Genomic DNA, 25802 nt, shown 5'->3' with positions numbered 1-25802 from the left:
GCAGGTCAACACGAGCGCGACTAGGCTGGGGTCATGAGTGATCCAATCGTCATTTTGACAGAAGAGCCCCTCGGTGCGGATGACCGCGTCAATATTGAAACCCTGATTGCCGGCGGTGATGCGCCCCTGCTGATCCTGGTGCCGGCCAACACCGAGCGGCACCTGGTGGTGGATTTCCTGGAAAACCTTTCCATGCTTGAAATCGCCAAGGCCTTCCGTGAACTGACGGCACACTCGGATCCCGCCGAGGAGCGGGCCGAAGCAGCCGACACCCTGGCCGCCTCGCTGGCCGCGCTGGCCGGTCTGGGCGGCGGCGTCTCGGGCGAAGTCGTCGAGGGCAAGGCCGTTGACGGCCTGGTTGCCAAGGTCAAGGAACTCAGCGCCGGACAGGCTGTGGTCATCACCCGCCCGCACGCCGTGGCCGACACGTTCCACACCGACTGGGCCACCAAGGCACAGGACAAGCTGGGGCTGCCCGTCCTGCATCTTTACGCCGGTTCGGGATTTATCGGGGACTCCTGAGCGTTATTGAGGCTATGAGTATCTTTAACAGGCCTAAATCCATGCCCTCGGCAGTGCCCGCCACCGACCCCACAGCCGACCCCGCCGCCACGGCCCTTGACCAGACTCCGACCGGAACGCCCGTCGAAAAGACGGACGCCCAGTGGCGCGAGGAACTGACGCCCGAGGAGTACCGCGTGCTCCGCCAGGCAGGCACCGAGCGGCCGTACACCGGCGAATACTGGGACACCCACACCCGCGGTGTCTACAAATGCAGGGCCTGCGGCACCGAACTCTTCACCAGCAACGAAAAGTTCGACTCGCACTGCGGCTGGCCGTCCTTCTGGGCGCCGCTCGCCGAGGGCACCGTTCGCTACATCCATGACCGCACCATGGGCATGGACCGGGTGGAAGTCCGCTGCAGCACCTGCGATTCCCACCTGGGGCACGTGTTCGACGGCGAGGGCTACGGCACCCCCACGGACCAGCGCTTCTGCATCAACTCGGTTTCCTTGAAGCTGGTTCCCGCGGACGACGCCGGGCAGTAGCCCGCAGCCCTGCCTCTCCTTCCGCTGGAACGGCTTTTCAGAATCACTTGCCACAGACTTTCTTATGCTCGAGGCAATTTTGCATTAGAGTCTCTGCTTGCTTGCTACGCTCGATTTAGATCCAGCGACACGCTCCACAGCAAACAGAAAGGCGACCGTCGACGATGACCACGACCGCTCTTACCGCCCCCGCCCCGATCACCGCCGGCAACCAGGAATGGCTGCGGCTCAAGGCTGCCGCCACCGCCCTGCGCGCCCTCCAGGTCCAGGACGGATCCGTGCCGGATGCCGAAGCCCACGAAGCCGCGGCCGGCCACGTCGCAACCATCACCGCGGCGGTCGCGGCCCTGGCCCCGTCCTTCCCGCACGACGCGAACTACCTGGAACTGCTGGTCACCGACTTTGACCGCTGGGCCGATGGCGGCTTTGGGGTCCCGGACTTCCTGGATTCCCTGCAGGCGTTCCAGCCGCAGCAGCACCGGGTCAACGGACTCCAGCACCTGGTCGTGTTCCCGATGTACACCCAGAACGGCAGCAGCAGCCGCCTCGTCGAGGCCGTGCTGATCGAGGTCATCTGGCCGGAATTCATCGGCGGCCTGGAAGCCGGCGAATACTCCAACAAGCTCTTCGTCCCGATCCGGTTCCTCGACTTCACCGCGGGCTACGACACCAACTCCGCAGTCCTGTTCCCCGAGACCGTCGCGGTCCGCGAGACCCCGACGTTTACGTGGGGCGCGATCTTCGCCGACCGCGAGGCCGCACGCTTCCGCCGCGTCCTGCGCGCCGCCGCCGAGATCACCTCCCTGCAGCTGCCCGAGGACGCCGCCGGGCTCCCGGAGGACCAGCAGCTGACGCAGGAAACCTTTGTCATGTGGGACCTGATCCACGACCGCACCCACATGCGCGGCGACCTGCCCTTCGACCCGTTCATGATCAAGCAGCGCATGCCGTTCTTCCTCTACTCACTGGAGGAACTGCGCTGCGACCTCACCGCCTTCCGCGAATCCGTGAAGATCGAGAAGGACGAGGACGCTGACCCGGAGGCCCGCCGGCACGCCAAGCTGGTCCAGTACGCCGTGATCTTCGACCGCATCTTCCGCTTCGCCATCACCGGCACGCGCGTACGGAACTACGACGGCCTTGGCGGCCAGCTGCTCTTCGCCTGGATGCACCAGCACCACGTCCTGCACTGGACCGACAGCAAACTCAGCATCGACTGGGACGAGGCTGCCGACGTCGTGGTTGAACTCGGCGCGAAGATCGAGGAACTGTACTGGCGCTCGATCGACCGCCCCAAGATGGCCCACTGGCTCGCCGCCTACGAGCTCATCTCCGGCACGGTCACGCCCAACCCGGCCTCGGTCTGGGCCAAGGGTCCCGACGCCCTCCCCCTGGACGGTCCGCCCCGCGGCCTCACGGACCAGGTCCTCGACGACGAGTTCCCGCTCTCCATGTTCTACGAGGCGCTGGAGAAGAAGATGCGGCCCGTCATCGAATCCACTGCCGGCATCACCGGGTCGTCAGACATCAGCACAGATACCGGCACTGACACGGGATCAGAGTCCGGCGGCACCCAGGCCCTGAACGCCGGATGAGTGCCGGACGCACTTTGAACGTGCTGGTCACGGGGGGCAGCGGGCCGTCGGGAATCGCGACGGCCCGCGCCCTGCGCGGCGCCGGCCACAGGGTCTTCACGGTCGGATCGGATGCCGCGCGCATCGAGGCAGCCGCCGCCGAGGCCGGCGACGGCGTCACGCCGCTCGCCTGCGACCTCGCCAGCCTGGCCGACGTCCGTGCCCTGCGGGAAAGCATTGCCGGCCTGGCCGGACGCGTCGACGGCGTTATCCACCTGGTGGGCGGCTGGCGCGGCGCGAAAGGCATCACCGACCAGAGCGACGACGACTGGGACTTCCTGGAGCGCAACGCCGTCACGACCCTGCGGAACGTTACGCGCGTCTTCTTCGACGACCTCGCCGCCTCTGAGGCAGGACGCTTCGCCATGGTGTCCTCCACGGCGGTAAGCGCCCCGACGGCGGCGGGGGCGAGCTACGCCGCGGCCAAGGCGGCCGCCGAGTCCTGGACGCTGGCGGTCGCTGACGGCTTCCGCCGGGTCCACGCCGCGGGCAATGCCACCAGCACAGGCACTCCCGGGCAGGACAGCGCCGCGCTGCGGAGCGCCGCCGTCATCTTCGTGGTGAAAGCCCTCGTTGACGCGCAAATGCGGGCCAAGGCCCCGGACCGCAAATTCCCGGGCTTCACGGACGTGGCTGACCTGGCGGCTGCCGCAGCGGGACTCTTCAACGCTCCTGCCGGCGACCTGAACGGCCAGCGGCTGCTGCTCAGCCGCTGAACATCCCTGATTCCGCGGCCCTGATCCTGGACCCCAGCGTCTGTGGCACAGGGTCTGGGCCCCGATCCAGGGCCCCGGGCTTAGCCCGGGGGGCCCGACCTCTTAGACTGAAAGCGTGAGCAAAACGATGACCAGCACAGTTGAAACTGTCCCTGCCGGCACTGCGGTGCGGCTCCACGATCCCTCCGTCCGCGGTTTCGCCTCGGACAACTATTCCGGCGTGCACCCGGAAGTTCTTGCGGCCCTGGCCGCCGCCAACGAAGGCCACCAGGTCTCCTACGGCGAGGACGATTACACCGCGCGCCTGCAGCAGCTGATGGAAGAGCACTTCGGCGAAGGCATCGAGTGCTTCCCGGTGTTCAACGGCACCGGAGCCAACGTCCTGTCCCTGCAGTCGCTGCTTCCGCGCTGGGGTGCGGTCATTTGCGCTTCCACCGCCCACATCAACATGGACGAAAACGGTGCACCGGAGCGGATCGGCGGCATCAAGCTGCTGCAGGTCCCCACCACCGACGGCAAGCTCACCCCCGCACTGATCGACCAGGAAGCCTGGGGCTGGGGCGATGAGCACCGCGCCCAGCCGCTGGCCGTGTCCATCACCCAGACCACCGAGCTTGGCACCTGCTACACCCCGGACGAGGTCCGGGCCATCGCTGAGCATGTCCACGCAAAGGGCATGAAGCTGCATATGGACGGTGCCCGGCTGGCCAACGCCGCCGCCCACCTGGGCGTCCCGCTGCGGGCCTTTACCCGTGACGCCGGCGTGGACATCCTCTCCTTCGGCGGCACGAAGAACGGCCTGCTGTTCGGCGAGGTTGTGGTCGCCCTGAACCCGGAGGCCGCACACGGCCTGGTCTACCTGCGCAAGATGAACATGCAGCTGGCCTCCAAGATGCGGTTTATGTCCGCCCAGTTCATTGCCCTCCTCGAGGGTGAGCTGTGGCTGCGCTCGGCCTCGCACGCCAACGCCATGGCCGCCCGGCTGCGCGCCGGCGTCGAGGCGATCCCCGGCGTCGAACTGACGCAGAAGACCGAGTCCAACGGCGTCTTCGCCGTCCTGCCTGCCGGTGTCGCGGACCGGCTGCGCAAGTCCTTCCGCTTCTACGACTGGAACGAGGCGGCCCGCGAGGTCCGCTGGATGTGCTCCTTCGACACCACCGAGGATGACGTTGATTCCTTCATTGCGGCCATCAAGCGCGAGCTCGCCGCTGCCTGAGCCGTGCAACGCTTCCCCTGCCCGGCGGCGAGCCTGCCGGGCAGGGCTCCGGCCGTTGCATAACCTTCCAAGGTGAGCTCCCTCGATCAGGTTCCGGCAGATTTCCTCTTCGCCCTGGGGACCCTTCGGCAGGCACGGTGCCGCAGCGAGCTGCACCTGGACGAAATTCCGGCCCCGTCCCGGCTGGCACCGTTCGCGGTGGCCCTGGGCGCGGAAGTGATCGGCCCGGGCGACTCCCCCGCCGGCGGACCGGTCCACGGCCCGGCCGCCGCGGCCCTGGCACGGGCGTCCGGCAGCGACGACGTCGAGCTGGCCACTGGCCGCTTCATTCTGCTCCACGATCCCGACGGCTCTGCCGTATGGGACGGGGAATTCCGGATCGTCACCTACATCCGCGCCCAGCTGGAACCCGAGATGGGCAACGACGAACTCCTGGGGTCCGTGGCGTGGACCTGGCTGGTCGAAGCGCTGGAGAACCATCAGGCCCCCTACCGCTCCGCCGGCGGCACCGCCACCCGGGTGCTTTCGGAGAGCTTTGGAACGTTGTCGGACCGGCCGAATTCAATCGACATTGAGCTCCGGGCCTCCTGGACCCCGGCCACCCCGGACATCACCTCGCACCTGGAGGCGTGGTCGGACATGGTCTGCACCTTCGCCGGGCTGCCGCCCCTGCCCGAGGGCGTCACGGCCCTTCCCCGCCGCCCCCGCGGACACGCATGAGGCCCCTGTTCGGCCGCGGTCACGGCCCTATACGCCATGTTGTCGGTAAACTGTAGAGACCATGACCCCTCAGAATCCGGAAATCAGCACGGCCGGCGCCAGTCGCACTACGGCCGAGGCTGCTGACACCACAGCCCACATCACCGTGGAAGGCTTCGACAGCCTGGTCCCTGAAGTGATCGACCTCGACATTCCCCGCGACGGCGTGCCGCTGGTCATTGAAACCCAGTCCGGACTCGAACGCTGCGCCGCGGCCCTCGCCGCCGGCCACGGCCCTGCGGGCGTGGACGCGGAGCGCGCCTCGGGGTTCCGCTACGGCCAGCGCGCCTTCCTGGTCCAGATCCGGCGCGAAGGCTCCGGAACCTGGCTGATCGATCCCGAACCTTTCGGGGACCTCAGCATCATCAATGACGCTTTGCGCGGCGTCGAATGGATCCTGCACGCCGCCAGCCAGGACCTGCCCTGCCTGTCCGAACTCGGCATGTGGCCGGACAAACTCTTCGACACCGAGCTCGCCGCCCGCCTGGCCGGGCTGCCCCGGGTGGGCCTCGCCGCCGTGATCGAACAGCTCCTGGGCTTCGGCCTGGCGAAGGAACACTCCGCCGCCGACTGGTCCACCCGCCCCCTGCCGGAACCGTGGCTGCGCTACGCCGCGCTCGACGTCGAAGTCCTGACCGAGCTGCGCGAGGAACTGATTGAGCTGCTCGTGGCGGACGAGAAGCTGGAATACGCCGAGCAGGAATTCGCCGCCATCCTCGAAGCCGGACAGGCCCCGCCGCGCGTTGATCCGTGGCGCAAGACGTCCGGGCTGCACCAGATCCGGGACCGACGCCAACTGGCCGCAGTCCGGGAGCTGTGGCTGGAACGCGATTCCCTGGCCCAGAAACGTGACGTCGCCCCCGGCCGGCTGATCCCGGACTCCGCGCTCGTCGCCGCGGCCAAAGCGATGCCCTCCACGGTTCCCCAGCTCCTGGGCACCAAGGGCTTCCACGGCCGCGCCGCACAGCGGGAAGCCCCCCGCTGGCTGCGCTGCATCGGCGTGGCCCGGGCCCTGGAGGACCTGCCGCCGCTGCACCTGCCCACCAACGCTCCCCCGCCCCCGCGCGTCTGGGCGGACCGGGACCCGGAGGCGGCCGCCAGGCTCGCCACCGCCCGTCCAAAACTCCAGGCCAGGGCCGAGGAACTGAACCTGCCGGTGGAGAACCTGCTGACCCCGGACTATCTTCGGCGGGTCGCCTGGCGTCCACCGGCAGAATGCAGCGAGGAAGGCGTGGCCGAGGAACTGGCGAACCTCGGGGCGCGCCAGTGGCAGATCGAAATCACGGCTCCGCTCATTGCCGAGGCCTTCCTGCACCCCGAGCCGCTGCCCGCAAAGGAACCCAAGGCCGCCGCGGAGGCGCCGTCGGGTTCCACGGTCTAGCGGCTCCTTCCGGGGCCGCTCATCTCCTCCTTGCCAGCTATGTTACTGGCGAGTAACATAATGCATGATGTCGCTCGGAACCCTCCTGCCTGTGGCAACCCCTGCCACAGGCACGGTTCCGGCACCATGTCTCAATGAGGAGTACGCCGTGAGCCAAGCCCGCACCAGCGGAAAACCCAGCAGCGCAAACCCGAGCAGCGGAAGAAACAGGACCGTGCGCGACGTCGTCTTTGTCGACGGCGTCCGCACCCCGTTCGGCCGCGCCGGCGACAAGGGCATCTACGCGGGCACCCGCGCCGACGACCTCGTGGTCAAGTGCATCCGCGAACTGATGCGCCGCAACCCTTCGCTTCCGGCGGACCGGGTCGACGAGGTCGCGATCGCCGCCACCACCCAGACGGGCGACCAGGGTCTGACCATCGGCCGCACCGCCGCCCTGCTGGCCGGACTCCCCCGCACCGTGCCCGGCTTCGCGATCGACCGCATGTGCGCCGGCGCCATGACCGCCGTCACCACGACGGCGAGCGGCATCGGCTTCGGCGCGTACGACGTCGTGATCGCCGGCGGCGTGGAACACATGGGCAACCACCCGATGGGCGCCGGCGCCGACCCCAACCCGCGCTTCATGTCCGAACGGATCGTGGACCCGGCCGCGCTGAACATGGGCAACACGGCCGAGAACCTGCACGACCGTTTCCCGGCCATCACCAAGGACCGCACCGACGCCTACGCCGTCGCCTCGCAGGACAAGCTCGCCGCAGCCTACGCCAACGGCCAGATCCAGCCCGACCTCGTACCCGTCGCCACGATGAAGCCGGGCCAGGGCTGGACCGTCAACACCGTGGACGAACCCCCGCGCCCCGGGACCTCGCTCGGGGACCTGTCCACGCTTAGGACGCCGTTCCGCGCCCACGGCCGGGTCACGGCGGGCAACGCCGCGGGCCTGAACGACGGCGCCACCGCAGCCCTGCTGGCCTCCGCCGATGCCGCCGAGGAACTCGGGCTGCCGGTCAGGATGCGCCTGGTGAGCTATGCCTTCGCCGGCGTCGAACCCGAGGTCATGGGCATCGGCCCGGTCCCGGCCACCGAGAAGGCACTCAAGAACGCCGGACTCGGCATCGGGGACATCGGGCTCTTCGAAATCAATGAGGCCTTCGCCGTCCAGGTCCTGAGCTTCCTGGACCATTTCGGGATCGCCGACGACGACCCCCGCGTCAACCGCTATGGCGGCGCGATCGCCGTCGGGCACCCGCTGGCGTCCTCGGGGGTCAGGCTGATGAACCAGCTGGCCCGGCAGTTCGAGGAGGACCCCTCGGCCCGCTTTGGCATGACCACGATGTGCATCGGCCTGGGCATGGGCGCCACCGTAATCTGGGAGAACCCGCATCACGCGGATTACGGCACCGAAACACACAGCACTGAAACACACGGCACCGCAGCACAGCACGCAGAGACCACGACCACCGAGACTGGAGCCACAGCATGAGCGCCGCTGACTTCCGCAAGCTTGCAGACCTCTTCCCGCACGAGACGGTCACCCACTCCTACGTCCAGGACATCGAACTGCCGCCCGTCGACGGTGGGGAGACGACTGACGGCAAAAGCCCCGGCATCTTCGCGCTGGTCACCCTCGACAACGGCCTGGACCACTCCAAGCCCACCACCCTCGGACCCAACACCCTGATCGAACTCGGCACGGTCCTGGAAGGACTGAAGGAACGCGCCGCCCGGGGCGAGATTGCCGGCGTCGGCGTCACCGGCAAGCCGTACTTCCTCGTGGCCGGCGCCGACCTCTCCACGGTCAAGTCCGTCAGCGGACGCGAACAGGGCCTGTGGATGGCCCAGCTCGGCCACGACGTCTACGCCACCCTCGCGAACCTCGGCGTGCCGAGCTTCGCATTCATCAACGGACTGGCCCTGGGCGGCGGCCTGGAGATCGCGCTGCAGTCCACCTACCGCACGGTCTCTACCGGCGCCGGCGCTCTGGCCCTTCCCGAGGCGTTCATCGGACTCATCCCTGGCTGGGGCGGGGTCCACATCCTGCCGCGGCTGATCGGGCCGGAGAACGCCCTCAAGGTCATGATCGAAAACCCGCTGAGCAACAACCGCACGCTCACCGGGCCGCAGGCCTACCAGCTGGGCATGGCGGACGCGATGTTCGAGCCGGCCGACTTCGTGGAACAGTCCCTGGCGTGGGCCGCGAAAGTCATTGCCGGTGCCGTGGCGCCGGAGCGGGCGAACGCCGTGGACCCGTCCGCTCCGGAGGTCGCCGCCCGCTGGGCGGCCGCCGTCGCCAAGGGCCGCGCCTTCGTGGAGGCCAAGACCTCCAACGCTTCCCCGGCGCCCGCCAAGGTCCTGGACGTCATGGAGGCCAACCGCACCCTGACCCAGGCGCAGTCCGCTGAGCTCGAATGCGAGACGCTCGCCGACCTCATGCAGACCGACGAGTTCCGCTCCACGGTGTACGCCTTCCTGGACCTCGTGCAGCGCCGCTCCAAGCGTCCAGCCGGCGCCCCGGACCGCAAGCTTGCGCGCCCGGTGACGAAGATCGGCGTCGTCGGTGCCGGCCTGATGGCCAGCCAGCTCGCCCTGCTCTTCGCCCGCCAGCTCAAAGTGCCCGTGGTCCTCACGGACATCGACCAGGCCCGCGTGGACAAGGGCGTGGGTTACGTCCACGCCGAGGTGGAGAAGCTGCTGGCGAAGGGCCGGATCAGCCCCGACGCCGCCAACCGCACCCGCGCGCTCGTCACGGGATCAGTTTCGAAGGAGGCCTTCGCCGACGCCGACTTCGTCATTGAGGCCGTCTTCGAGGAACTCAACGTCAAGAAGCAGGTCTTCAAGGAAGTCGAGGCGATCGTCTCGGAAGAGTGCATCCTCGCGACCAACACGTCCTCGCTGTCCGTCACCGCGATGGCGGAGGACCTTGAGCACCCCGAGCGCCTGGTCGGCTTCCACTTCTTCAATCCGGTGGCCGTGATGCCGCTGCTGGAGATCGTGCGGGCACCGAAGACCGACGACGCCGTGCTGGCCACCGCGTTCGAGCTCGCCAAGGGGCTCAAGAAGTCGGCGGTGCTGGTCAGGGATGCCGCCGCGTTTGTGGTCAACCGCGTCCTGCTGCGCCTCATGGGTGAAGTCACCGCGGCCTTCGACGAGGGCACCCCCGCCGACGTGGCCGATAACGCGCTGCGGCCGATGGGCCTGCCCATGACGCCCTTTGTGCTCGGCGCCATGGTGGGCCTGCCCGTGGCGCAGCATGTCCAGGAATCGCTGCACACGGCGTTCGGGGACCGCTTCAGGGTCTCGGCGAACCTGCAGGTGCTGATCGACAACGGTGTGACGTCCATTTGGGCCGTGCAGAACGGCACACCGGTGCCGGGCCCGGACGGCAAGCCGTTCATACCGGCCGAAACCCTGGCGCTGATGTCCTTTGGCAGCACCCCGTCCACCGGCGAGGGGGTGCTGCGCCGGACGCAGGACGCCCTGGCGGAGGAAATCGGGCTGATGCTCGAGGAAGGCGTTGTGGCCGGTCCCGAGGACATTGACCTCTGCATGATCCTCGGCGCGGGCTGGCCGATGTTCCTGGGCGGGATCACCCCGTATCTGGACCGGGTGGGCGCCTCGGAACGGGTCAACGGCAAGAAGTTCCTGGCCCCGGGCGTGGCGTCAGAGCCGGCCTAAAGCCAGGCTTCACCGCTCGCTTTTGTTGGCGCCGCCGCCCGGACTTTGGTCCGGGCGGCGGCGCTGCTTTCGGGAGAGTGGCCGGGCATCCCGGCGGCGCCATGACGTGGGCAGCCTCGATGTCTGCGGTGTTTCCGTGCCTACCCCGCGGCCCCAGTCAGATTTCCCGCAGGCTCCCGCCGCTGAGTTCCAGGACGCGGTGCGCGTTCCTCCGTGCGTAGTCCAGGTCGTGGGTGACCATGACGACGGCGGCGCCCCGCGCGGCGGCGCGGTCGACGGCGCCCTGCAGCGCCTCGAGGCCGTGCCGGTCCAGCCCGACGGTCGGTTCGTCCAGGGCCACCACCGCCGGTTCGCGGGCCAGGACCGTGGCCAGGGCGAGCAGCCGCTGCCGGGAGGCGGACAGCTCGGCCGGGTGTGCCTCCTCGGTACCGGACAGGCCCACCGCGGCCAGCGCGGCCCGGGCCTTGCCCTCGGCGCCGGCCTTTCCGGACAGTTGCCGGAGTCCGAACGCGGCTTCCCGCAGGACGGTGCGTTCGAAAAGCTGGTCCCGGGGGTGCTGGAACAACAGGCCCACGGAGGCCGCGACCTTTCCCACCGGCTCGCCGGCAATGCTGCGCCCGCAGACCAGCACGTCCCCGGCCGAGGGCCGGAGCAGTCCATTGAAGTGGCGCAGCAGTGTCGACTTGCCGGCGCCGTTGAGCCCGGTCACGGCGATGATCTCGCCCGGGCGCACGGCGAAATCCACGTCCCGGAGGACCCGGTCCTGCGCGCCGGTGCCGTGCCGACGCGGGTCCCGAGCGTAGCCGAACCCAACCCCGCGCAGTTCCAGCGATGCCGGGCCGGGACCGGGCGCCGCGGCAGGCACCGGCCCGGGATGGCGGGCGCCGGCGGCGACGCCGGACCCACTGGCCCCCAGGACGCCGGACCCAATACCGCTCGGCCCAATGCCGCCGGGCCCGCCTACGCCAATCACTCCGGCGCGCTCCAGTTCGGCCGAGCCCGCCAGCTGCGCCGGCGTCCCGGCAGCGGTGACCGTCCCGGCAGCGGTGACCCTCCTGCCGTCGGGCCCGGTCTGAGCGTCAAGAATCGTCCAGTGCGTGGCTTCCCCGGCGAGCCCGTCGGCTGCCTGGCTCAGGAGGACGACGCCGGTCCCGGCTCCGCAGAGGCTGCGGACCAGGGCCTCGACTTGCGCGGCTCCGGCCGCGTCCAGCGATGCCAGCGGCTCGTCCAGGATGAGCACGTCCGGTTCCGTGATGACGGCGCAGCCCACGGCGAGCCGGCGCAGCTCCCCGCCGGAGAGCGTGGCCGGGTCCCGGTCCAGCAGGTGAGAGAGTCCGGTGCGGGCGGCGGTGCGCTCCACCGCGCGGAGCATGTCCTCCCGGGCCGTCGCGCGGTTTTCCAGGCCGAAGGCCAGCTCCTCCGCGACCGTGGCGCGCACCGAGGAGAGCATCGCCGCGGCGTCCTGCGGAACGAAGGCCACGCGGCGCGACCACTCGGCGGGGTTGATCCGGGGGTCCTCGGGCACGCCGCGGAATTCCAGCACCTTGCCGCCAAGCTCCAGGCTGCCGCGGAATTGTCCGGCGTGACCGGCCCGGAGCCAGCCGGCCAACAGTTTGCCCAGCGTGGATTTTCCGCTCCCGGACCCGCCCAGGACGGCGGTCAGGGAACCCGACGTGACCGAGAGTGCGGCATCCCTCAGCACCGGGGTGTCATCGCCGTGGAACGTGAACGCCTCGATCCGGATCTGAAGCGCCGTGCGGGTGGTGGCCGTCATGACACCGCCCCGGCAGGCCAGGAGGCCACAATCCGCCCGGCGACGGCGGCCGCCGCGAATACCAGTGCGGCTGCCCGGCATAGCCGCTGGGCGGGCGGGTCGGCGACTTCGCGGTAGCTGGTCCGGGGCCCCGGGCTGCCGAAGCCGCGGGCGTCGAGCGCCTGGGCGCGGCTTCCGGCGTCGTCAATCAGGGCCAGGACCAGCGGCACCATCTGCAGACGGAGGGTGCCGAGGCGGGACAGCAGGCCGCGTCCGACCACCATCCCGCGGGTTTCCTGGGCCTGCCGGATCCGGTCCAGGCGGCCCGCGACGGCGGGCAGGAGGGTGAGCGTGGAAGCCAGGACGAAGCCGAACTGCGGTGGGATCCTGCGCCCGGCGAGGGCGGAGACGAGGTCGGGGACGCTCACGGTGAAGGAAAAGAGCAGGAATACCAGCACGCAGGCCGTGGTCCGGGTTCCCAGCTCCAGCGCGAAGCCCAGACCCTCGGCCGTGACCCTCGCCGGACCCCACTGGGCCAGCACGGTCTGGCCCTCAGGGAAGAAGAGGCCGTGCAGCACCAGCAGGGACAGGCACAGAGGCGTCAGGATCACGGCTCCTGCGGTCAGGACGCGCCCCGCAATGCCATGGCGGGCGGCAAGGATCACCGCGGCGAGGGCCACGGCGACAGACAGCGGCCAATAGGCGGCCGCCGTCGTGACGACGGCGGCGCATACGGCGAGGGTCAGCGCGGTGAAGGGGTGCAGTCGCGGTGTCATGGTCGCTGTGTCAGTGTCTCAGGGTCAGTGTCGCTGTGGCAGTGTCGCAGGGTCGGGGTGTCCCAGCCGCAGCGGGGCTCAGGCGTCCGGCGCTGCCGGGGCCTTGCCGGCGAGTACCCGGTAGCGCCGCACGAAGGGGAACTGGAAGGTGGCGCGGCGGGGCAGCGCGTAGGCGAGCAGCGCCGCGATGGTGAAAACGATCGCCTTGTCCATGGGGTCGGAAATCAGTGCCTGCTTGGTGATGGCGGCGAGGAGGGTGTCCCCCATGGCGCGGAAGGCGCTGACGATCGCCCCGGTACCCAGCCCTGACGTGCCGCCAAAGACGAACGCGGCGATCGGGGCGGAGACGACGCCGGCCAGGATGCCGGTGACGAAGCCGGCGACGGGGGCGAGGTAGAAGCGGCGGAACAGCCCGCCGCGCGCGGCCATGCCGGCGAGGAATCCGATCAGGGCGGCACCGGCGGCGAACGGCAGAACGGTGGGGTTGAAGAAGGACCAGACGATGCTGCTCAGCGCGCCCGTGGCGGCACCCGCTGCGGGTCCGGCGAGGACGGCGATCAGGACGGTGCCGATCGCGTCAATGTAGAACGGCAGGCCCGTGCTGCCCATCAGCTGTCCGAGGACCACGTTCAGGACCAGCGCCACCGGGATGAGGACCACGGTGGAGGTGGGCAGCGCCGGCAGGACGGCCACAATCAGCAGCACAGCGCCGAGCAGGAAGCCGCCGAGGGCAACGAGGGCCGAGAAGCTGGCCGGGCCGTTGGCAATGTCAGCGGGCTGGGTCAGCACCAGGAAGATGTAGGTGGCGGCGATCGCGGCGGCGCCGGCGATTTCGAGCAGGCGGCGCCTGCGGCCGGCCGCCTGTCCAGGGGCAATGATGGTGAGGGCTGGCTGTGACATGAGGGGTGTTCCTTTGGCTGGGTACAACAAGTTCCGCCTCATGTCACCTCGGCGCAGCTACCATCCTAGCGAGCGGCGACCATTCTAGCGATCTGCAGACCCGTCCGGGCACTCCCCGCATTGGCCCAGCCGTACTGTCCGGTTTCAGGCCACCGGCGCCCGGGGGCCCACCGCGCGCGCAAGGGCGCCGATCGAGGAAATCAGTTCGTCGAAGCACTGCCCGGGGTTGTTGTCAGAGACGATCCTGACGTTCGGCGCCAACCCCCACAGCCCGCGGAAATCGGCCACCGTGGTGCCGATCAGCAGGGGCGAATCCGTTTCGACGTCGACCGTGGCCAGCCGGGTGGCGAACGGTGTGCGCCCCGCTGCAGCGCAGGCCGCGAAGGCGTCGTGCACGTGCGCCACATAGCCTTGGTCATAGAGGCGGTGAAATTCCATGTAGAAGCGCAGGGCGTCGGACAGGCAAGCGACAAGGGGGTTCCCGGACTGGCTCCGCTGGCCTTCGGACTGCTCCGGGAGGACGAGTTCGGGCTCCGGTGCACCGGCGGCCTCGCCAAGTCGGCGCAGGTGCTCCGGGTGCATCTCGATCCGCTCGGTCATTTCCAGGGCACACAAGATCGGCAGTTTGTCCTCGGGCAGGCCCCGGTAGGCGGCAAACACCTCCTTGGCGGCATGCGGATCCACCGAGGTGTTCCATTCGGCCGTAGGGGTGGTGTTGCCCTGGTAGTAGAAGCTGCCGCCCATGATCACAAGTCCCTTGAGCAGCCGGGGAAGTTCCGGTTCCCGGCGCAGGGCCAGGGCGAAGTTGGTCAGCGGTCCGGTGATCAGGCCGGTGAGCTCCCCCGGGTGCGCCCGCACCTCCTCGACCCAGACGTCGACGGCGTGCCGCGCCGAGATCTGCTGGCGCGGCGGCGGCAGCTCGGCATAGCCGATGCCCTGCGGCCCGTGGGTCTCCTCGGTGGTGACCAGCGGGATCTCCAGCGGGACCTCGGCGCCGATGGCCACCTCGATGCCCTCGCGGCCGCAGAGCTCCAGCAGGGCCAGGTTGTTCAGCGCCACCTGACGGGCCCCGACGTTCCCGGCGGTGCACGTGATCGCCTGGACGTGGACCTCGGGCCGGGACAGCAGGTAGACCAGGGCCAGGGCGTCGTCGATCCCGGTGTCGACGTCCATCAGGATCGAATGCGTCACGGCAGGTACCGCCGCCCGGGCGCTTGCAGCACTGTTCAGACCAGCACTGTTCATACGATCAGTGTTCAGACCTGGACCGTTCAGAACTGGACCGTTCAGAACAGCGCCACCTTGGGCGTGCGCGGGAAGAGGTCGTCCAGCTCGGCGAGGTCGGCCTGGCTGGGTTTCCAGGCCACGGCGGCGGCGTTCTGGCGCACCTGCTCCGGCGTGGTGGCGCCGGCGATGACGCTGCTGACGGACGGCTGGGCGGCCAGCCAGGAGAAGGCCACCTGGACTTCGTTGAGCCCGCGGTCGGCGGCGAACTTGCCGAAGGCACCCAGCTGTTCCCAGTCGGCGTCGTGGACCAGGTTGGTGCGGGTGTGGCTGAGCCGGCTTCCCTCGGGGGCCCGGCCGGCGGAGTATTTGCCGGTCAGCAGGCCGTTGGCGAGCGGGAAGTACGGCAGGACGCCCAGGCCGTATGCCTCGGCCGCCGGGGTCACCTCGAGTTCGGCGCGCCGGTCCAGCAGGTTGTAGTGGTTCTGGCTGGAGATGAAGCGGGCTCCCCCGCGGGCGCGTGCCACGTACTCAGCCTCGGCGATCTGCCAGCCGGCCCGGTTGGAGTGGCCGATGTAGCGGACCTTGCCGCTGGTGACCAGGTCGTCGAGGGCCGAGAGCGTCTCGTCGATGGGCGTGAGCGGGTCCGGGGTGTGGAACTGGTAGAGGTCGATCCAGTCCGTGCCGAGCCGGCGCAGCGAGGCCTCCGCCGCCTTGATGATGTAGCGGCGGGATCCGCGCGCACCAAAGTCCTCGCCGTTGGCGCCGCGCATGTCCATGCCGAACTTCGTGCCGATGACCGCATCGTCGCGGCGGGAACCGAGGGCCTTGCCGAGCATTGACTCGCTGAGGCCGGGCTCGCGGCCGTAGGCGTCCGCGACGTCAAAGAAGGTGATCCCGGCGTCGAGCGCCGCATGCACGACGGCGTCGGTGCCTTCCTGCGATTCGGTCACGGTCCCGGACCGGCCCAGGTTGTTGCAGCCAAGTCCCACGACAGAGACGGACAGTCCGGAATTTCCAACGCGGCGGTATTCAGTCATGGTTTTAGCCTATATCGCCCCGGCGGGTGCCCCGGCCAGGCCGCCGCGGGCGGCGGAGAAGCGGGACCCCGCTACCCTGCCGGCAGCTTCAGCCCGTGCTCGTCCATGGCGTCCTGGAGCTGCGCGAGGGTGCGAGGGCAGACGCCCGGCATCCCGGCAAGCCGGCGCCGGCCAAGCTGCACGAGGTGTTCGAGGGTCTCGACCCCCGCGTGCGCGAGCGACTTTCGCGCCGGCGCCGCGAGTCCCGCGGGCAGCGGGGTGCAGCCTGGTTTCGAGGGTTTGCGCGTCATTGCGTTGCCTTTCAGTCCGTGCCCCCAAACTGGTGTGAGCCGTGCCCGGCTCCTTGCCCGTGCTGCCTACAGCGTGAAGCCGTTTGCCGGCTTCGGCGAGTGCTTGAGCTTGAAAGTATCCTCGCCAAACGGCGCAGCGCCAATGCTCAGTTTGGTGAAGTCGAGGTCTTCGCCGCGGACGCAGACCTTGATGGCGTTGACCGTCTTATTCACGTCCGGGGTGAGGCAGAAGATGTTGAGCCGGGCGTCGGAAAATTCGCTGCGGTCCACGATCCCCAGGCCCCGCCAGGCCAGATGGCTGATCAGGGCGTCTTTGGCTTTTTCCTCGAGGTACCGGTCGCGGCTGGTCCCCTCCTTGGTTTTGAGCGCGTACTGGGCCACTACCCAGGACTGTTCCTCAGCCGGAATTTCGGCGTAGCCGTCCTCGGCGCACTGCGCCGCGAAGGCGTCCATGAGGCGCTCCGCGGCCTCCGCGTCCGCGACGTCCGTCTCGTCCGTCTTGCTCTGGTGTCCGACGACGCCGTAGTTCATCACGAACTGGCTGTAGTCCTCATCAAACCAGGCCTCCCTGAAGTGCAGGGTGCCCTCTTCGTCGCGCTTGTAAACTCTGATAATTCCACTCATATGCCAGTTCCTTCCTGGGCCGTCCGGCGCCGGATTCAGTGGCGCCCACGGGTAGTGCTCAACGGATGTGCTGGCTACAGCTGCGGGATGCTGCCGGTGCTGGGGTGTTCCTGGCCGGGCAAGGGCCGCGCAAACGGCACCTTGGTGCCCAGGACCTGGGCGACGACGTCGTGCGTGATCTGCTGGGCGGTCAAGCCCACGCGTTCGAGCACCTGGCTGCGCGTGCCGTGATCGAGGAACTCGACCGGCAGGCCGACCTCGTTGAGGGCAGTGTCCACGCCCGCGGTACGCATCTCCTGGCGGATCCGGGAGCCGACGCCGCCGGCCCGCACACCGTCCTCAATGCAAATGACCAGGCGGTGGCGCGCGGCGAGATCGATGATGGACTGCCGGACCGGGAGGACCCAGCGGGGATCCACCACCGTGGAGCTGATGCCCTGGGCACCGAGCCGGCCGGAGACGTCCAGCGCGAGTTCTGACATGGCGCCCACGCTGACGATCAGGACGTCGTTCTCGCTCGAGCCCGCGGGCCGGCGGGCCAGCACGTCCACGCCGTCCTCCAGGCGTTCGACCGCATCGACTTCGGGGCCGACGTTGCCCTTGGAGTAGCGGAGCACGCTCGGGGCGTCTTCAATGGCCACAGCCTCGCGCAGTTCCTCCCGCAGCCGGGTGGCGTCGCGCGGCGCGGCGAGGTGCAGCCCGGGGACGATCTGGACCATGGCCATGTCCCACATGCCGTGATGGCTTGCGCCGTCGGGTCCGGTGACGCCGGCCCGGTCCAGCACGATCGTGACGCCGGCTTTGTGCAGGGCGACATCCATCAGCAGCTGGTCGAAGGCGCGGTTCAGGAACGTCGCGTAGACCGCGACCACCGGGTGCAGTCCCCCGAACGCCATGCCGGCAGCCGAGGTGAGGGCGTGCTGCTCGGCGATGCCGACGTCGAACACGCGCTCCGGGTGCCGGGCGGCGAACTTGTGCAGCCCGACCGGAATCAGCATGGCACCAGTAATCCCGACGATGTCCTGGCGCTCGTCGGCGATGTCGGCGATCTCGTCGGCGAACACCGCGGTCCAGGACTTCGCGCCACCGGCTTCGGTGGGTGCGCCGGTCTCCGGATCGATGATCCCCACGGCATGGAACTGGTCCGCTTCATGGGCGCGGGCCGGGGCGTATCCGTGGCCCTTTTCCGTCATGGCGTGCACGATCACGGGGCCGGCATAGTTCTTGGCGGTGGACAGGGCGTTTTCCAAGGCCTGGAGGTCGTGGCCGTCGACGGGACCGATGTACTTCATGCCGAGGTCCTCGAACATGCCCTGCGGGGCCCACCAGTCCTTGATGCCCTTCTTCATGGCATGCAGGCTCTTGTACGTGAACTGCCCCGCGGGGCCGCCCTTCTGCAGTTTGCGCTTCCACCACTCGAGCGTGCCTTCATAGGAGGGGGCGGCCCGGAGGGAATCGATGGTGGGGCGAAGGGACGCCAGGTAGTCGGCGAACCCGCCGACCGTCGGGGCGTACGAGCGGCCGTTGTCGTTGACCACAATCACGACACGGCGTTTCTTGTCCGCCGCGATGTTGTTGATCGCCTCCCAGGCCATGCCGCCGGTCAGGGCGCCGTCGCCCACCACCGCGACGACGAAGCGGTCGCCGTCGCCGGTCAGCTGCCGGGCGCGCGAGATACCGTCGGCCCAGGACAGCGAGGAGGACGCGTGCGAGCTTTCGACGATGTCGTGCTCGGATTCGCCACGGTCCGGGTAGCCGGACATGCCGCCCTGCTGGCGGAGCGTGCTGAAATCCTGCCGTCCGGTGAGGAGCTTGTGCACGTAGGACTGGTGCCCTGTGTCGAAGACAATGCTGTCGCGGGGGGAATCGAAGATCCGGTGCACCGCGATGGTGAGCTCGACGACGCCGAGGTTCGGGCCCAGGTGCCCTCCCGTCCGGGAGACGTTGCCGATCAGGAAATCCCTGACCTCGGCTGCCAGCTGATCCAGCTGCGCCCCGGACAACTTACTCAGGTCCTGCGGATTCCGGATGGTGTCCAAGATTCCCAACGGCCCCTCCTTCGGGTGGTAGACATGCCTTTTAACTCTAACGCCTCCGGGCGGGCCGCCGCGCCGGAGGCCAGCACCGGTGCCCTGCACGCTTCACGCTCTCCGCTCCCCCGCTCCAGATCCAGCACCCGCGGCCGAAACCGGGAACGCAAAGGCCCCGGCCGGTCAGTGACCGGCCGGGGCCTTTGCATGCGTTACCGGAGCGTGCCCGGCAGCTCCGCTAGTGCGCGGAGATCTGGCGCAGGACGTACTGCAGGATGCCGCCGTTGCGGTAGTAGTCCGCCTCGCCCGGGGTATCGATGCGCAGCACGGCGTCGAAGGACGTGACGGAACCGTCTCCAGCGGTGGCCGTGACCTTGAGGGTCTTCGGCGTGGTGCCGTCGTTCAGGGCGGTGACGCCCTCAACTGCGTAGGTTTCCGTACCGGTCAGGCCCAGGCTGGCGGCGTTCTGGCCGGCCGGGTACTGCAGCGGGAGGACACCCATGCCGATCAGGTTGGAGCGGTGGATGCGCTCGTAGCTCTCGGCAACGACAGCCTTGACGCCCAGGAGCGCGGTGCCCTTGGCGGCCCAGTCACGGGACGAACCCGAGCCGTACTCCTTGCCTGCCAGGACCACCAGCGCGGTGCCGGCAGCCTGGTAGTTCTGTGCAGCGTCGTAGACGTAGGCCTGCGGGCCGTCGGCCTGGGTGAAGTCGCGCGTGAAGCCGCCCTCCACGCCGTCCAGGAGCTGGTTCTTGATGCGGATGTTCGCGAACGTGCCGCGGATCATGACCTCGTGGTTGCCACGGCGTGAGCCGTAGGAGTTGAAGTCCTTGCGCTCCACACCGTTGGCCAGCAGGTACTGGCCGGCCGGGGTGTCCGACTTGAAGGAACCGGCCGGGGAGATGTGGTCCGTGGTGACGGAGTCGCCGAGCTTGAGCAGCACGCGCGCACCGGTGATGTCCTGGACCGGCTCCGGCTGGGCCTTCATGCCCTCGAAGTACGGGGGCTTACGGACGTACGTGGACTTCTCGTCCCAGGCGAAGGTGTCGCCGGCGGGGGTGTCGAGCGCCTTCCAGCGATCGTCACCCTCAAAGACGCCTTCGTAGCCGCGGGCAAACATTTCCTTGTCGATCGAGGAATCGATGACCTGCTGGACCTCAACCGGGTTCGGCCAGATGTCCTTCAGGAAGACGTCGTTGCCGGCCTCGTCCTGGCCCAGGGCGTCGTTGTCGAAGTCGAAGTCCATGGTGCCGGCAAGGGCGTAGGCGATGACCAGCGGCGGGGAGGCCAGGTAGTTCATCTTCACGTCCGGGTTGATCCGGCCTTCGAAGTTGCGGTTGCCGGAGAGCACCGCGGTGACGGAGAGATCGTTGGCCTGGATGGCCTCGGAGATCTCGGCGTCGAGCGGACCGGAGTTGCCGATGCAGGTGGCGCAACCGTAGCCCACGATGTAGAAGCCGAGCTTCTCCAGGTACGGGGTCAGGCCCGACTTGTTGTAGTAGTCGGTGACCACCTTGGAGCCGGGAGCCACAGAGGTCTTGACCCACGGCTTGGACGTCAGGCCCTTGTCGACGGCGTTGCGGGCCAGCAGTGCGGCGGCCAGCATCACGGACGGGTTGGACGTGTTGGTGCAGGAGGTGATCGAGGCGATCGACACTGCGCCGTGGTCCAGCTCGAACTCGCGTCCGTCCGCGGTCTTGACGCTGACCGTGTTGGACGGGCGGCCGTTGGACTTCGGGCCATGCGCGTGCGGGGCCACGTCACTCAGGTGCGACGCTGAGGCGGTGAATGAGGGCGAGTCCGAAGCCGGGAAGCTTTCGTCGATCGCTTCGTCCAGGCTTCCGCCGGCCAGGTCTTCCTTCACGTAGTTGCGCAGGTCCTCGCGGAACTGGGCCTTGGACTCAGTGAGGATGATGCGGTCCTGCGGGCGCTTCGGGCCGGAGATCGACGGAACAACCGTCGACAGGTCCAGCTCGAGGTACTCGGAGAACTTGATCTCGCGGGAGGGATCGTGCCAGAGGCCCTGTTCCTTCGCGTAGGACTCCACGAGGGCGACGTTCTCGTCGGACCGGCCGGTGAGGCGCAGGTAGTCGAGGGTGACGTCGTCGATCGGGAACATCGCGGCGGTGGAGCCGAACTCCGGGCTCATGTTGCCGATCGTTGCACGGTTGGCCAGCGGCACAGCCGCGACGCCTTCACCGTAGAACTCGACGAACTTGCCGACCACACCGTGCTTGCGCAGCTGCTCGGTGATGGTCAGGACGACGTCGGTGGCGGTGGCGCCGGCCGGGATGGAGCCGGTGAGCTTGAAGCCCACGACGCGCGGGATGAGCATGGACACGGGCTGGCCGAGCATGGCAGCCTCGGCCTCGATGCCGCCAACGCCCCAGCCCAGCACGCCCAGGCCGTTGACCATGGTGGTGTGCGAGTCGGTGCCGACGCAGGTGTCCGGGTAAGCGCGGACAACGCCGTCGACTTCACGGGTCATAACGGTGCGGGCCAGGTACTCGATGTTGACCTGGTGCACAATGCCGGTGCCCGGCGGGACGACCTTGAAGTCGTCAAATGCAGTCTGGCCCCAGCGCAGGAACTGGTAACGCTCACCGTTGCGCTGGTATTCGATCTCCATGTTGCGCTCCAGTGCGCCGGAGTTGCCGAAGGCGTCAATCTGGACCGAGTGGTCAATGACCATTTCGGCCGGCGCCAAGGGGTTGACCCGCTTCGGGTCGCCGCCGAGCTCCTTGACGGCCTCACGCATGGTGGCGAGGTCAACGACGCAGGGCACGCCGGTGAAGTCCTGCATGATCACACGCGCCGGCGTGAACTGGATCTCGGTGTCGGGCTCGGCGCTGGGATCCCAGCCTGCCAGCGCACGGACGTGGTCGGCCGTGATGTTGGCACCGTCCTCGGTCCTCAACAGGTTTTCAAGCAATACCTTGAGGCTGAACGGAAGGTTCTCTGCACCCTCGACGGAGTTCAACCGGAAAATTTCATATTCGGTTCCGGCTACATTAAGTTTGCCTTTTGAACCGAAACTGTCCACAATGCTCATTCGCAGGACTCCTCTCGCAACAGTTTCATCTTTGTCGCGCCGCAGGACCCTTGCTAGTTAGGGCGGCCTAACTAATACAGGCATCAGTACAACGTGGTACGCAATGCAGGTAAGAAACGCAGGGAACGGCCGTTACATCAACACCAGTCAAATTAAAAGCAGCGGTGATGGAGCGCGACGACGGACTACTACGCCCATCCTAGTGGCATCACGGTTGAGGAGTCAGCAACGCCACAGTCTCCATGTGGTGGGTGTGCGGGTACAGGTCGAAGGCACGCAGCCCGGCCAGGCCCCAGCCGCCCTGCCGGAAATAGCCCAGGTCGCGGGCGAACGAGGCCGGATCGCAGGAGACGTAGGCGACGGCCCGGGGACCGGCGTCGATCAGCTGTTTGACTACCGCCTTACCGGCACCTGCGCGTGGCGGGTCCAGGATCAGGGCGTCGAAGTTGCGCGGTTTCTGCCGCAGCACGCGCTCCACACGGCCCTGGACGATCTCGACCTGGGCGGCGTCGTGCAGGTTCTTGCGTGCATCGCGGCTGGTTCCGGGTGCTCCCTCGACCGAGAGCACGGATCCGGTCACGCCCACGGCATCAGCCAGCGGTGCCGTGAACAGCCCGGCCCCGGCGTACAGGTCCGCCACCACCGAGCCCGGCGCGAGGTAGCCGCCGTCGTGCAGGAAGCCGGTGACGGCGCCGACGAGTGTCTCTGGGGCATCCCGGTGGATCTGCCAGAAGCCGTCGCCGGTAACCCGGTACTCGTGGCCCGCGGCCGACTCCTGGACGTAGGTGCGGCCGCGCAACTGCAGCACCTCGCCGGTGGCCGGGTCCAGGCTGGCGACCGAGACGTCGTCGGGCAGCTGGGCCAGGATGCCGCTGAGCCGCTTGGACCGGGTTCCCGGGGCTGGCACCAGCAGCACCAGCGGCCGGGAGCCGTTCGCCGGCGCGGCAACCTCGATCCGGTCGATGCCCTGCAGGTCGATGTCCCAGAGCCGGAGCGCGTTGATTCCGTCCACGGCCAGCGGCATCTCGCGCACGGGCAGGATGGCATCGGAGCGGTGGGCGTGCATGCCGAGCTTGCCGGCCTGTGTCACGGCGAAGCCGGCGCGCGTCCGCCAGCCCAGGCCGGAAGCGGCCGGCTCCCCCGCGCTGCCGGCATCCTCCGGCGCGCCTGCGCCGGCGCCTGCCGCCTCGCCGACGGCCTCGACTGTGATCTGCTCTGCCGGCGCAAGTTCGACGCCGGCCAGCCGCTTGAGTTGTTCGGCCAGGACCTCGGCCTTGAGGCTGCGCTGGCGGGCCAGGGAGATGTGGCCGAGTTCGGCGCCGCCGACGGGCGCGTGCCGGTGCGACCAGGAACGTGCGGAATCGGCGAGGTCCCAGAAGTGCGACACGCGGTCCGGGGAGGCCTCCAGGACCTCCACCACATCGGCGCGCCAGAATTTCGCGGCCGGGCCGTCGTCGGTGAGCCGGACGCGGACCTTTTCGCCGGGAATCCCGTGCCGGACGAAGATGACGCGTCCCTCGTGCCGGGCCACACAGTGGCCGCCGTGGGCGACGGGTCCGACGTCGAGCGTCAGCTCGGTGCGGGTCTCGGTGTGGGTGTGCGTCCGGGTGTCGGGGGTCATTGGATATCCTGCAGTTTCTTGGCTTCTTCGGACGATTTCAGCTGCCACGGCACACTGCACACCATGACCCCGGGCTCGAAGTGCAGCCGGGTTTTGATGCGCAGCGCGGTCTGGTTGTGGACCAGTTGCTCCCACCATTTGCCCACGACGTACTCCGGGATGTAGACCACGATCAGGTCGCGCGGCGAATCCCGGCGCATGCTCTTGATGTAGTCCATGATCGGAGTCACCGTTTCGCGGAACGGGCTGGCAAGGACGGTCAGCGGCACAGGGATTTCGAGCTTCTCCCAGTCCGCAACAGTCGCCTCGGTCTCCTCGGAGCTGATGTCCACGGTAATGGCGTCCAGCCGCGACGGGCGGGAGGCCCGGGCGTAGGCGAGGGCGCGCAACACCGGCTTGCGCACGTGCGAGACGAGCAGCACGGCGTGCACCCGGGTGGGCAGCGCGCGCGGCGAGGAGTCCTCGTCCACGGCGAGTTCCTTGGCCACGTTGTCATAATGCGCCCGGATGCTCCACATGATCAGGAACAGCACGAACATGGCCAGCAGTGCGATCCAGGCGCCCTGCGAGAACTTGGTGATCAGGACGATCACCAAGACCAGGGCGGTCATGCAAAAGCCCACCGTGTTTATGGTCCGGGACTTGATGATGCGCAACCGCACGGCAGGTTCCTTGGAAAGCTTCAGCTCCCGTCCCCAGTGCCGGATCATGCCCAGCTGGCTCATCGTGAAGGAGATGAAGACGCCCACGATGTAGAGCTGGATGAGCTTTGTGACGTCGGCGTTGAAGGCGATGATCAGCACCAGGGCGCCGGCCGCCAGGGCCAGGACACCGTTGCTGAAGGCCAGCCGGTCGCCACGGGTCCGCAGCTGGCGCGGCAGGTAGCCGTCCTGTGCCAGGATCGAGCCGAGCACCGGAAAACCGTTGAACGCCGTGTTGGAGGCGAACACCAGGATGACGCCGGTGGCGGCCACCACGATGTAGAACGGGATGGACCCCTCGCCGAAAACTGTCTGCGCGATCTGGCTGATGGCCGGGTTCTGGATGTAGCCCTCTTCCAGCGGTTTGCCGTTCAGCAGGAATTCCGTCGCCGGGTCCAGCACGATGTGCACCTTGGTGGCGTTGGCCAGGTAGATGATGCCCGCCAGCATGGCGGAGGCAATCACGCCGAGCAGGAGCAGTGTGGTGGCCGCGTTCTTGCTCTTGGGCTTCTGGAAGTTGGGCACACCATTGCTGATGGCCTCGACGCCGGTCAGGGCCGCGGCGCCGGAGGAGAAGGCACGCAGCAGCAGGAACGCGCCGGCCAGGCCGACAAGTCCTTCGTCGAAGCCCGGCTCCGGCACAATCTCGAACGCCGCCGACGGTGCCTGCCCCAGCTGGCCTGTCGCGGCCTGGAAGATCCCGACGGCGGTCATGCCCAGGATGGAGGCCATGAAGATGTAGGTCGGGACGGCGAAGACACTGCCGGCCTCTTTGATGCCGCGCAGGTTCACGAGGGCCAGGATGATGACGCCGATCGTGGCAATCGCCGCCTGCTGTCCGTGCAGCGAGGGCACGGCGGTGGTCAGGTACGTCGCGGCCGAGGACATGGACACGGCCACGGTCAGCACGTAGTCGACCAGGAGCGCCGAGGCGACGGTGAGGCCGGCGAACTTGCCGAGGTTGACGTTGGCGATCTCGTAGTCGCCGCCGCCGGAGGGGTAGGCGTGGACGTTCTGGCGGTAGGAGGCCACCACGGTCAGGAGCACCACCATGACGGCAAGGCCCACCCACGGGGCGACGGCGACAGCGCTCACGCCGGCGATGGCCAGGGTCAGGAGGATTTCGTCAGGGGCATAGGCCACGGAGGACAATGCATCCGAGGCGAAAATGGGCAGCGCGATCCGCTTCGGCAAGAGTGTGTGGGCCAGACGGTCGTTCCGGAAGGGCTTGCCTACCAGCACCCGCTTCACGGCATTGAAAATTGTCAGCACCACACAAAGCTAGTCTGATTCGGACGCGATGTCATGACGGCGAAGTCGGTGTGCGCAAGGGCGCCGGCCGGCGCCCCGTGCCCGTG

General features: G+C 68.4%; 20 protein-coding genes. 9 read left to right on the top strand and 11 right to left on the bottom strand.

What is annotated here, in order from left to right; all coding sequences use genetic code 11:
• The first annotated feature begins 33 nt into the window (after nucleotides 1-33).
• The 9 genes from AC1DKN_RS05325 to AC1DKN_RS05285 all read left to right on the top strand — a co-directional run bounded on the left by AC1DKN_RS05325 (nucleotide 34) and on the right by AC1DKN_RS05285 (nucleotide 10433).
• Nucleotides 34-522, top strand: coding sequence for a hypothetical protein (locus tag AC1DKN_RS05325; protein WP_230007972.1), 489 nt, complete (start codon nucleotides 34-36; stop codon nucleotides 520-522).
• Between the two features lie 14 nt (nucleotides 523-536).
• Nucleotides 537-1049: a peptide-methionine (R)-S-oxide reductase MsrB gene (msrB, locus tag AC1DKN_RS05320; RefSeq protein ID WP_476870619.1), complete on the top strand. Its 513-nt coding sequence runs from the start codon at nucleotides 537-539 to the stop codon at nucleotides 1047-1049.
• 164 nt (nucleotides 1050-1213) lie between these two features.
• Nucleotides 1214-2644, top strand: a complete 1431-nt coding sequence (locus AC1DKN_RS05315; RefSeq protein WP_476870618.1) for a DUF6421 family protein — start codon at nucleotides 1214-1216, stop codon at nucleotides 2642-2644.
• Nucleotides 2641-3399, top strand: a complete 759-nt coding sequence (locus tag AC1DKN_RS05310) for an SDR family oxidoreductase (protein WP_476870617.1) — start codon at nucleotides 2641-2643, stop codon at nucleotides 3397-3399. Before AC1DKN_RS05315 ends, AC1DKN_RS05310 begins: the two co-directional genes overlap by 4 nt.
• Nucleotides 3400-3526: 127 nt before the next feature.
• Entirely contained in the window at nucleotides 3527-4615 is a 1089-nt protein-coding gene (locus tag AC1DKN_RS05305) for a threonine aldolase family protein (protein ID WP_028277018.1), read from the top strand.
• Between the two features lie 72 nt (nucleotides 4616-4687).
• Nucleotides 4688-5335 (top strand): DUF3000 domain-containing protein, encoded by a 648-nt coding sequence (locus tag AC1DKN_RS05300; RefSeq protein WP_018772438.1) that lies wholly within the window; start codon nucleotides 4688-4690, stop codon nucleotides 5333-5335.
• Nucleotides 5336-5396: 61 nt separating this feature from the next.
• Entirely contained in the window at nucleotides 5397-6755 is a 1359-nt protein-coding gene (locus tag AC1DKN_RS05295; protein WP_243179289.1) for an HRDC domain-containing protein, read from the top strand.
• A 148-nt stretch (nucleotides 6756-6903) separates the two neighbouring features.
• Nucleotides 6904-8241, top strand: a complete 1338-nt coding sequence (locus AC1DKN_RS05290; protein WP_476870616.1) for a thiolase family protein — start codon at nucleotides 6904-6906, stop codon at nucleotides 8239-8241.
• Entirely contained in the window at nucleotides 8238-10433 is a 2196-nt protein-coding gene (locus AC1DKN_RS05285; RefSeq protein WP_476870615.1) for a 3-hydroxyacyl-CoA dehydrogenase NAD-binding domain-containing protein, read from the top strand. The genes AC1DKN_RS05290 and AC1DKN_RS05285 overlap by 4 nt, the downstream gene beginning before the upstream one ends.
• A gap of 157 nt (nucleotides 10434-10590) precedes the next feature.
• Here AC1DKN_RS05285 and AC1DKN_RS05280 read toward each other — a convergent pair whose 3' ends face one another.
• From AC1DKN_RS05280 to AC1DKN_RS05230, 11 genes are all read right to left on the bottom strand, one after another.
• Complete coding sequence (locus tag AC1DKN_RS05280) at nucleotides 10591-12207, bottom strand: ABC transporter ATP-binding protein (RefSeq protein ID WP_476870614.1); 1617 nt, start codon at nucleotides 12205-12207, stop codon at nucleotides 10591-10593.
• A complete protein-coding gene (locus AC1DKN_RS05275; RefSeq protein ID WP_476851496.1) occupies nucleotides 12204-12962 on the bottom strand; it encodes an energy-coupling factor transporter transmembrane component T in 759 nt (252 codons plus the stop codon). The genes AC1DKN_RS05280 and AC1DKN_RS05275 overlap by 4 nt, the downstream gene beginning before the upstream one ends.
• Before the next feature lie 78 nt (nucleotides 12963-13040).
• Nucleotides 13041-13862 carry an ECF transporter S component gene (locus AC1DKN_RS05270; protein WP_476851495.1) on the bottom strand — a complete coding sequence of 274 codons (822 nt, stop codon included), beginning with the start codon at nucleotides 13860-13862 and terminating at the stop codon, nucleotides 13041-13043.
• Nucleotides 13863-14006: 144 nt separating this feature from the next.
• Nucleotides 14007-15035, bottom strand: a complete 1029-nt coding sequence (locus AC1DKN_RS05265; protein WP_230009738.1) for a nucleoside hydrolase — start codon at nucleotides 15033-15035, stop codon at nucleotides 14007-14009.
• A 113-nt stretch (nucleotides 15036-15148) separates the two neighbouring features.
• On the bottom strand, nucleotides 15149-16126 hold the full coding sequence (locus AC1DKN_RS05260) for an aldo/keto reductase (RefSeq protein ID WP_476851494.1): 978 nt from the start codon (nucleotides 16124-16126) through the stop codon (nucleotides 15149-15151).
• A gap of 71 nt (nucleotides 16127-16197) precedes the next feature.
• Nucleotides 16198-16416 (bottom strand): helix-hairpin-helix domain-containing protein, encoded by a 219-nt coding sequence (locus tag AC1DKN_RS05255; protein WP_026537002.1) that lies wholly within the window; start codon nucleotides 16414-16416, stop codon nucleotides 16198-16200.
• A gap of 66 nt (nucleotides 16417-16482) precedes the next feature.
• Complete coding sequence (locus AC1DKN_RS05250) at nucleotides 16483-17040, bottom strand: hypothetical protein (RefSeq protein ID WP_476857154.1); 558 nt, start codon at nucleotides 17038-17040, stop codon at nucleotides 16483-16485.
• A 74-nt stretch (nucleotides 17041-17114) separates the two neighbouring features.
• Nucleotides 17115-19088 carry a 1-deoxy-D-xylulose-5-phosphate synthase gene (gene dxs / locus AC1DKN_RS05245; RefSeq protein WP_476860243.1) on the bottom strand — a complete coding sequence of 658 codons (1974 nt, stop codon included), beginning with the start codon at nucleotides 19086-19088 and terminating at the stop codon, nucleotides 17115-17117.
• Nucleotides 19089-19308: 220 nt separating this feature from the next.
• On the bottom strand, nucleotides 19309-22122 hold the full coding sequence (locus AC1DKN_RS05240) for an aconitate hydratase (RefSeq protein ID WP_476860242.1): 2814 nt from the start codon (nucleotides 22120-22122) through the stop codon (nucleotides 19309-19311).
• Nucleotides 22123-22330: 208 nt separating this feature from the next.
• On the bottom strand, nucleotides 22331-23743 hold the full coding sequence (locus tag AC1DKN_RS05235) for a class I SAM-dependent RNA methyltransferase (RefSeq protein ID WP_476870613.1): 1413 nt from the start codon (nucleotides 23741-23743) through the stop codon (nucleotides 22331-22333).
• Nucleotides 23740-25716 carry an APC family permease gene (locus AC1DKN_RS05230; protein ID WP_476851489.1) on the bottom strand — a complete coding sequence of 659 codons (1977 nt, stop codon included), beginning with the start codon at nucleotides 25714-25716 and terminating at the stop codon, nucleotides 23740-23742. The genes AC1DKN_RS05235 and AC1DKN_RS05230 overlap by 4 nt, the downstream gene beginning before the upstream one ends.
• Nucleotides 25717-25802: the final 86 nt, after the last annotated feature.

The sequence above is a fragment of the Arthrobacter sp. 01N444 genome (assembly GCF_056399305.1).
Note: the sequence above shows the minus strand (reverse complement) of the source record. Positions and strands in the feature narration are given on the sequence as shown.

Coding starts and splice junctions, on each gene's coding strand:
- AC1DKN_RS05280 (WP_476870614.1), bottom strand. CDS start 12,207: ATGACGGCCACCACCCGCACGGCGCTTCAGATCCGGATCGAGGCGTTC.
- AC1DKN_RS05235 (WP_476870613.1), bottom strand. CDS start 23,743: ATGACCCCCGACACCCGGACGCACACCCACACCGAGACCCGCACCGAG.
- AC1DKN_RS05295 (WP_243179289.1), top strand. CDS start 5,397: ATGACCCCTCAGAATCCGGAAATCAGCACGGCCGGCGCCAGTCGCACT.
- AC1DKN_RS05315 (WP_476870618.1), top strand. CDS start 1,214: ATGACCACGACCGCTCTTACCGCCCCCGCCCCGATCACCGCCGGCAAC.
- AC1DKN_RS05305 (WP_028277018.1), top strand. CDS start 3,527: ATGACCAGCACAGTTGAAACTGTCCCTGCCGGCACTGCGGTGCGGCTC.
- AC1DKN_RS05265 (WP_230009738.1), bottom strand. CDS start 15,035: ATGGACGTCGACACCGGGATCGACGACGCCCTGGCCCTGGTCTACCTG.
- AC1DKN_RS05250 (WP_476857154.1), bottom strand. CDS start 17,040: ATGAGTGGAATTATCAGAGTTTACAAGCGCGACGAAGAGGGCACCCTG.
- AC1DKN_RS05255 (WP_026537002.1), bottom strand. CDS start 16,416: ATGACGCGCAAACCCTCGAAACCAGGCTGCACCCCGCTGCCCGCGGGA.
- AC1DKN_RS05310 (WP_476870617.1), top strand. CDS start 2,641: ATGAGTGCCGGACGCACTTTGAACGTGCTGGTCACGGGGGGCAGCGGG.
- AC1DKN_RS05240 (WP_476860242.1), bottom strand. CDS start 22,122: ATGAGCATTGTGGACAGTTTCGGTTCAAAAGGCAAACTTAATGTAGCC.
- AC1DKN_RS05275 (WP_476851496.1), bottom strand. CDS start 12,962: ATGACACCGCGACTGCACCCCTTCACCGCGCTGACCCTCGCCGTATGC.
- AC1DKN_RS05325 (WP_230007972.1), top strand. CDS start 34: ATGAGTGATCCAATCGTCATTTTGACAGAAGAGCCCCTCGGTGCGGAT.
- AC1DKN_RS05270 (WP_476851495.1), bottom strand. CDS start 13,862: ATGTCACAGCCAGCCCTCACCATCATTGCCCCTGGACAGGCGGCCGGC.
- msrB (WP_476870619.1), top strand. CDS start 537: ATGAGTATCTTTAACAGGCCTAAATCCATGCCCTCGGCAGTGCCCGCC.
- AC1DKN_RS05285 (WP_476870615.1), top strand. CDS start 8,238: ATGAGCGCCGCTGACTTCCGCAAGCTTGCAGACCTCTTCCCGCACGAG.
- AC1DKN_RS05260 (WP_476851494.1), bottom strand. CDS start 16,126: ATGACTGAATACCGCCGCGTTGGAAATTCCGGACTGTCCGTCTCTGTC.